7 protein-coding genes are annotated in these 7,234 nt (G+C 74.8%); 3 read left to right on the top strand and 4 right to left on the bottom strand.

Going from position 1 to position 7,234, the window contains the following annotated elements; all coding sequences use genetic code 11:
- Window positions 1-59 precede the first annotated feature (59 nt).
- Together ACRYRX_RS16985 and ACRYRX_RS16990 are read left to right on the top strand one after the other, a co-directional pair.
- Complete coding sequence (locus ACRYRX_RS16985) at window positions 60-1,028, top strand: SPFH domain-containing protein (RefSeq protein ID WP_432513648.1); 969 nt, start codon at window positions 60-62, stop codon at window positions 1,026-1,028.
- The gene (locus ACRYRX_RS16990) at window positions 1,025-1,279 is read left to right on the top strand and encodes a type II toxin-antitoxin system antitoxin (protein ID WP_432513661.1); all 255 of its coding nucleotides are present in this window, start codon (window positions 1,025-1,027) and stop codon (window positions 1,277-1,279) included. Before ACRYRX_RS16985 ends, ACRYRX_RS16990 begins: the two co-directional genes overlap by 4 nt.
- A gap of 2 nt (window positions 1,280-1,281) precedes the next feature.
- Here the strand turns inward: ACRYRX_RS16990 and ACRYRX_RS16995 are convergent, their stop codons facing one another.
- The 4 genes from ACRYRX_RS16995 to dxr all read right to left on the bottom strand — a co-directional run bounded on the left by ACRYRX_RS16995 (window position 1,282) and on the right by dxr (window position 5,970).
- Entirely contained in the window at window positions 1,282-2,169 is an 888-nt protein-coding gene (locus ACRYRX_RS16995; RefSeq protein WP_432513651.1) for a GNAT family N-acetyltransferase, read from the bottom strand.
- Between the two features lie 82 nt (window positions 2,170-2,251).
- Window positions 2,252-3,412, bottom strand: a complete 1,161-nt coding sequence (gene ispG, locus ACRYRX_RS17000) for a flavodoxin-dependent (E)-4-hydroxy-3-methylbut-2-enyl-diphosphate synthase (RefSeq protein ID WP_432513653.1) — start codon at window positions 3,410-3,412, stop codon at window positions 2,252-2,254.
- 63 nt (window positions 3,413-3,475) lie between these two features.
- Window positions 3,476-4,798, bottom strand: a complete 1,323-nt coding sequence (locus tag ACRYRX_RS17005; RefSeq protein ID WP_432513654.1) for a M50 family metallopeptidase — start codon at window positions 4,796-4,798, stop codon at window positions 3,476-3,478.
- Window positions 4,795-5,970 (bottom strand): 1-deoxy-D-xylulose-5-phosphate reductoisomerase, encoded by a 1,176-nt coding sequence (gene dxr, locus ACRYRX_RS17010; RefSeq protein ID WP_432513656.1) that lies wholly within the window; start codon window positions 5,968-5,970, stop codon window positions 4,795-4,797. The genes ACRYRX_RS17005 and dxr overlap by 4 nt, the downstream gene beginning before the upstream one ends.
- Before the next feature lie 119 nt (window positions 5,971-6,089).
- On the opposite strand from dxr, the gene ACRYRX_RS17015 reads away from it, so the two are divergent.
- Window positions 6,090-7,184, top strand: coding sequence for a trypsin-like serine peptidase (locus ACRYRX_RS17015; protein WP_432513659.1), 1,095 nt, complete (start codon window positions 6,090-6,092; stop codon window positions 7,182-7,184).
- The last annotated feature ends 50 nt before the right edge of the window (window positions 7,185-7,234 follow it).

A 7,234-nucleotide genomic window follows, 5' to 3' on the forward strand; every position in this document is an offset into this window, starting at 1 on the left:
GCCTGTATCAAAGTGATATCACTTAACGCACGACGTCGGACCGAGCCAGGGAGCCCGCCATGAGCAGTCAGCCGGACACCGCGCTGCAGGACCCCGCCGGGGAACCGGCCCCGCCCGCGAGCACCCCCGTCGGCCACGAGGGGACCCGCGTCGACGTCGAGGAGTTCGGCGCCACGTTCCTGCACGGCGCGAGCGCCCTGCTCGTCACCGCGCTGCCGCTGGTGCTCGCCCTCGCCGCCGTCGGGCTCACCGCCGCCCTCCCCGGCCACCCCGCCGGGTGGGCCGTGGTCGCGGTCGTCCTGGGCGTGGTCGCGCTCGTGCTCGCGACGTCGCTGCGCACCGTGCAGCCCGGCCAGACCCGCGTCGTGCAGTTCTTCGGCCGCTACACCGGCACGATCCGCCGGCCCGGCCTGGTCCTGCTCGTGCCGTTCTCGACCAGCACGGCCGTCTCCGTCCGGGTGCGCAACTTCGAGACCGGACGCCTGAAGGTCAACGACGCCACGGGTTCGCCCGTCGAGGTCGCGGCCATCGTCGTGTGGCAGGTCGCCGACACCGCGCGCTCCACGTTCGCCGTCGAGGACTACTCCGAGTTCGTCGAGATGCAGAGCGAGTCGGCGTTGCGGCACGTGGTCACCACGCACCCGTACGACGACCCGTCCGGTGCGGGCACGTCCCTGCGCGGCTCGACCGACGTGGTGGCCGACGAACTGGCCCACGAGGTCGCCGCCCGGGTCGTCGTCGCGGGCGTCGAGGTCGTCGAGGTCCGCATCACGCACCTGGCGTACGCGGCCGAGATCGCCCAGGCCATGCTCCAGCGCCAGCAGGCGTCGGCGATCGTCGCCGCCCGCGAGGAGATCGTCAACGGCGCCGTCGGCATGGTGGAACTCGCGCTGGCACGCCTGCAGGAGGAGAACGTCGTCGACCTCGACGAGGAGCGCAAGGCCGCGATGGTCTCCAACCTGCTCGTGGTCCTGTGCGGCGACGGGCGGGCCACGCCGGTCGTGAACACCGGAACCCTCTACGGCTGACGGCCGTGGCTCCGCCGGACGCCGCCCCCGGGAAGCGGGCCCGCAAGCAGGTGCTCGTGCGGCTCGACCCGGCCGTGCACGACGCCCTGGCCCGCTGGGCGGCGGACGAGCTGCGCAGCGTCAACGCCCAGCTCGAGTTCGTCCTGCGCGACGCCCTCCGGCGGCAGGGGCGGATGCCCGGCGACGCGGACGACGTGCCCCGTCGGGGCCGGCCCCGCAAGGAGCCCCCACCCGCCCCGCCCGGGCCCTGAGCTCAGAACAGGACGGTCGCGAAGGACCCGACCTCGCGGAACCCGACCCGGCGGTAGGCCGCGAGCGCCCGGGCGTTGTAGTCGTTGACGTAGAGGGAGACGTGCTGGACGCCGTCGGCGCGGGCGGCCTCCACGACGGCGGCCATCCCCGGTTCGGACAGCCCCTCGCCGCGCCGGTGCGGCGGGACCCAGACGCCCTGGACCTGGACGACCTTGGGCGTGACGGCGCCGAGCTCGGCCTTGAAGACGACCTCGGGGCCGGCCGGGCCGGCGTCGATGCGCACGAAGGAGCGGCCGGTGGAGACCAGCTCGGCGATGCGCGCGCGGTAGGCGCCGCCGCCGTCGGGCGGGGCGGGGGCGTACCCGATCTCCTCGGTGAACATGGCGACGCAGGCGGGCACGACGAGGTCGAGCTCGCGCAGGGTGGCGCGCCGCACGGCCGGGTCGGGGCGGACGGCGGGTTCGGTGTCGCACACCATGAGCGGCTGGTGCGCCCGCACCTCCCGGACCCCGCGCCAGGACGGTTCGAGGCGGCGCCACAGGGCGAGCACCGACTCCGCGGGCCCGACCAGCGACGAGCAGCGGCGCCCCTCGGCGCGGGCCTGGGCGGCGAAGGCGTCCAGCGCGGCGGGGGTGGCCTCGACGGGGACGAGGTTGGCCCCGGCCCAGCAGGCCGAGACGAGCCGGCCGTCCTCGAACCAGCCCCAGACCTGACCGCCGAGGTCGGTGCCGGGGCGGGCCAGGAGCCCGAGCAGGCGCGCGGAGACGAAGAGGTTGGCGACCGGGTCGCGTTCGCACAGGCGCAGCAGGGCGGGGGCGTCGGCGCCGCCGAGCACGCGCAGGGTCCCCGCGGTGGCCGAGCCTCGCGCAGCGGAGTTGGTCAGGGACACCCCGGCATCCTGCCCGCTGAACCGCGCCCGGTCGAGGCGAGCCGGCGGTGAGTCGCGCTCGACGGGCGGGTCGGCGGCCCGGTCAGCCGACGGTGACGACGGGGGCGCCCGCGGCGGCGTCGTCGGCCGGCTCGCCCATCTCGGCGGCCAGCCGGTTGGCCTCCTCGATGAGCGTCTCGACGATGGCGTGCTCGGGGACGGTCTTGATGACCTCGCCCTTGACGAAGATCTGGCCCTTGCCGTTGCCGCTGGCGACCCCGAGGTCGGCCTCGCGGGCCTCGCCGGGGCCGTTGACGACGCAGCCCATGACGGCCACCCGCAGCGGGACCGTCAGGCCCTCCAGGCCCTCGGTGACGGCGTCGGCCAGGGAGTAGACGTCGACCTGGGCGCGGCCGCAGGAGGGGCAGGAGACGATCTCCAGCTTGCGCGGGCGCAGGTTCAGCGACTGCAGGATCTGCAGGCCGACCTTGACCTCCTCGGCCGGCGGCGCGGACAGCGAGACGCGGATGGTGTCGCCGATGCCCTTGGACAGCAGGGCCCCGAACGCGGTCGCGGACTTGATGGTGCCCTGGAACGCCGGGCCGGCCTCGGTGACGCCGAGGTGCAGCGGCCAGTCGCCGCGCTCGGCGAGCAGCTCGTAGGCGCGGACCATGACGACGGGGTCGTTGTGCTTGACCGAGATCTTGAAGTCGTGGAAGTCGTGCTCCTCGAACAGCGACGCCTCCCACACGGCGGACTCGACGAGCGCCTCGGGGGTGGCCTTGCCGTACTTCTGCATCAGCCGCGGGTCCAGGGACCCGGCGTTGACGCCGATGCGGATCGAGACGCCGTGGTCCTTGGCGGCCTGGGCGATGTCCTTGACCTGGTCGTCGAACTTGCGGATGTTGCCCGGGTTCACGCGCACCGCGCCGCAGCCGGCCTCGATGGCCGCGAAGACGTACTTGGGCTGGAAGTGGATGTCGGCGATGACCGGGATCTGCGACTTCCTCGCGATGATCGGCAGCGCCTCGGCGTCGTCGGCGCTGGGGCAGGCGACGCGGACGATGTCGCAGCCGGTCGCGGTCAGCTCGGCGATCTGCTGCAGCGTGGCGTTGATGTTCGTCGTCGGCGTGGTCGTCATCGACTGCACCGAGACGGGGTGGTCGCTGCCGACGCCGACGCGGCCCACCTGGATCTGCCGGGTCTTGCGGCGGGGGGCCAGGACGGGCGGCGGGAGGGCGGGGAGACCGAGGCTGACGCTCACGGGGTCAAGTATCAACCCGCCGCCGCCGGCCGACGACCAGGGGCGGTGCTCTTCACGGGGAGTTCACCGGTCCAGCGTGACGGGCCGCACGATGTCGGCGTACAGCAGCAGCACGCTCATCCCCACGAGCAGGATCGAGACGCCGTAGGCCACCGGCATCGCCTTGGCGACGTCCACGGGCCCGGGGTCGGGGCGGCGGCGCAGCCGGAACACGCCCTTCTTGACGACCTCCCACAGGCCGCCGGCGATGTGGCCGCCGTCGAAGGGCAGCAGCGGGACCATGTTGAAGACGAACAGCGCGACGTTGAGCCCGGCGAGCAGCGAGACCAGCCGGGAGGTGCGCTCGGCCAGCTCGTCGCCGGGGATGACCGCCGGCTGCGCGTTGAGCTCCCCGGCGAGCCGGCCGATGCCGACGACGCCGATGGGCCCGTCGGGGTCGCGCGGGGCCGAGCCGAACGCGGCCTGCGCGACGTCGTAGAGCCGCTGCGGCAGCCGGAGCACGATGCCGGCGACCTGGCCGACCTGCTGCCCGACGACGGCCGGGACCTCGGTGAGGTCGGTGCGGACGACGGCGATGGAGGGCGAGACGCCGAGGAACCCGACCTCGCGGGTCTGCCCGGTGGGCTCGCCGCGGGCGTCGAGGACGGCGCGCTGGGTCAGGACGGGGGTGACGGTCAGCGGGACCCGCTGCCCGTCGCGCAGGACGACGAGGTCGACGGCCTGCCCACCGCGCTCGCGGATGGCGGCCGACAGCGACTCCCAGTCCCGCACGGGCGCACCGTCGAACTCGACGACCTCGTCGCCGGGGCGCAGGCCGGCCGCGGCGCCGGGAGCGGCCGGGTCGGCGTCGGTGCAGGTGGTGGCCGTGCTGGTCGCCGGCAGGACGCACTGCGAGACCGCCGACAGCGTCGGCACGTACCCCGGCCGCCCGATGGCGCTGACCGCGACGGCGGTCAGGACCAGGGCCAGCACGAGGTTGACGAGGGGGCCGCCGAACATGACGAGGAGCCGCTTCCACACGGCCTGCCGGTAGAAGGCGCGGTGCTCCTCCCCCGGCTCGACCTCCACGGCGCTCGCCTGCCGGGCCTCCTCGGCCATCAGCGCCCAGCGGCCGGTGGAGCTGGCCCGCAGCCGGCCGTCGGGGCCCGGCGGGAACATCCCGACCATCCGGATGTAGCCGCCGAGCGGGACCGCCTTGACGCCGTACTCGGTCTCCCCGCGGCGCCGGGACCACAACGTGGGGCCGAAACCGACCATGTACTGGGTGACCTTCACGCCGAACCGCTTGGCGGGCAGCAGGTGCCCGACCTCGTGCAGGGCGATGGAGACGGCCACCCCGACCGCGGCGGCGAGGATGCCGACGACCCACAGCAGGACCTCGCTCATGCGGCGAGCTCGTTCGCGCGGGCGCGGGCCCACTCCTCGGCGGCCAGGACGTCCTCGACGTCGCGGGGGTCCCCGGCGGGTTCGTGCTCGGCGACGACCCGGGCGACGGTGTCGACGATGCCGAGGAACGGCAGCCGGCCCTCGTGGAAGGCGGCGACGCACTCCTCGTTGGCGGCGTTGAACACGGCCGGGACGGTCGACCCGCGCCGGCCGGCCTCGCGGGCGAGGTCGAGGGCGGGGAACGCCTTGGTGTCGACGGGCTCGAACGTCCAGCTCGCGGCGCGGGTCCAGTCGACGGCCGCGGTGGCGCCGGGGACCCGCGCGGGCCAGGACATCCCCAGGGCGATGGGCAGCCGCATGTCCGGCGGGGAGCACTGGGCGAGGGTGGAGCCGTCGGTGAACTCGACCATGGAGTGCACGACCGACTGCGGGTGGACCACGACGTCGATGCGGTCGTAGCCGAACCCGAACAGCAGCGCGGCCTCGATGACCTCCAGCCCCTTGTTGACCAGCGTGGCGGAGTTCGTCGTGACGACCGGGCCCATCGACCAGGTGGGGTGCGCGAGGGCCTGCTGGGGGGTGACGCCGGCCAGCTGCGCGCGGGTGCGGCCGCGGAACGGGCCGCCGCTGGCGGTCAGGACCAGCCGGGCGACCTCCTGCGCACGGCCGCCGCGCAGGCACTGGGCCAGGGCGGAGTGCTCGGAGTCGACGGGGACGATCTGCCCGGCGGCGGCGGCGCGGGTGACCAGCGGGCCCCCGGCGACCAGGGACTCCTTGTTGGCCAGGGCGAGGGTGCGGCCGGTGGCCAGGGCGGCGAGGGTGGGCCGCAGCCCGACCGAGCCGGTCATGCCGTTGAGCACGACGTCGCAGGGGTGCGCGGCGACCTCGGTCGCGGCGTCGGGGCCGGCGACGACGCGCGGCAGCGGCCGGCCGGCGGCGTGCTCGCGCAAGGCCTCGCGCAAGGGGGCCTCGGCGTCGGCGCGGGCGACCCCGACGAGCGCGACGCCGTGGTCCAGCGCCTGCCGGGCGAGCGCCACCACGTCGGCCCCGCCGGCGGCGAGCGCGACGACCCGGAAGGCGCCCGGCGCGGCGGCGACGACGTCGAGGGCCTGGGTGCCGATCGATCCGGTGCTGCCCAGCAGCACGACCTCGCGGGGGTCGGGAGAACTCACGCGGCCATCATGTCCTGCGCCCCGGACCGCGACGCCCCGTGACCGGCCGGTGGCGACGGATCTGCACCGGATCGGCAAGGATGACCCCAGCAGCACGCGAACTCGGAGGGACACCCGCCATGCGCCAGCACCTCACGCGGAGCCTGATCGCCGCGTCATCGGCCGCCGTCGTCACGTTCGGCGGCGTCGCCGCCGCCTCGTCCGCGGCGGCGGCCCCCGTCGGGGAGTCCGGCGCGGCGGTCTCGCTGCTGTCCGCGGTGGACGAGGCGACCCAGCAGCAGGCGCTCGACTACTGGACGCCGGAGCGGATCGCCGAGGCGACCCCGCTGGACCGGTCGATCGCCGCGACCGGTGACGCCGGTGACGCCTCTGACGCGGCCGGGGCGGTCCCGGCTCCGGCGGACCCCTCCGCCTCCCCGACGCGTTCGACGCTGGCGACCGCCCAGCCCCCGACGCTGGCCCGCTCGGCCCGGACGGCGTCCGGAGTGGTCACCGGGGACGCGGTGAGCACGGCCACGGACTGGGCCGGGGCCACGCAGTCGCGGGTCGGCCGGCTGTACTTCACCCAGGGCGCCGGGAAGTACGAGTGCACGGCCAGCAGCGTCGACTCCCCGAAGGGGAACGTCGTCGTCACGGCGGGGCACTGCCTCACCGAGAACGGGAAGGCGTCGACGAACGTGGTGTTCGTGCCGGGGCTGGACGGGACCGTCGAACCCCTCGGCCGGTTCTCGATCGGCAAGATGTTCACGACGACGCAGTGGCAGACCCAGGACCAGTCCTCGGCGGCGGCCCTGAACTTCGACATCGGTTTCGCGGTGGCCTCGCCGCGGGACGGCAGGTCGCTGAAGGACGCCGTCGGCGCGTACGGCATCGACTTCACCGACACGCTCTCGCGCGTCACCGTGCTGGGGTACCCGGGCAAGACGCTGAACCCCGACGGTTCGGTGGAGGTCGACGGCTCCACCCTGCAGTACTGCGCGGGCTGGGAGTTCACCGACTCCGGGCCGGGGTCGACGACGGACCGCGCCACGCTGTGCGACCTCGCCGGCGGGTCCAGCGGCGGGCCGTGGCTGCGCGACTTCGACCCCGCCACGGGCGCCGGGACGGTGACGTCGGTGGTGAGCTTCAGCTACGACAACAACTCCAGCGTGCTGTACGGGCCGCTGCTGGGCGAGGCCGCGAAGGCGGTCTACACCGAGGCCAGCACCGCCTGATCCCCGCACGGTCCGGGGACGACGCGGGGGCCCCGCCGCGGTGCGGCGGG

It is taken from the genome of Kineococcus lubricus, assembly GCF_050871965.1.
Lineage (GTDB): Bacteria > Actinomycetota > Actinomycetes > Actinomycetales > Kineococcaceae > Kineococcus.

Coding starts and splice junctions, on each gene's coding strand:
- ACRYRX_RS16985 (WP_432513648.1), top strand. CDS start 60: ATGAGCAGTCAGCCGGACACCGCGCTGCAGGACCCCGCCGGGGAACCG.
- ACRYRX_RS17015 (WP_432513659.1), top strand. CDS start 6,090: ATGCGCCAGCACCTCACGCGGAGCCTGATCGCCGCGTCATCGGCCGCC.
- ACRYRX_RS17005 (WP_432513654.1), bottom strand. CDS start 4,798: ATGAGCGAGGTCCTGCTGTGGGTCGTCGGCATCCTCGCCGCCGCGGTC.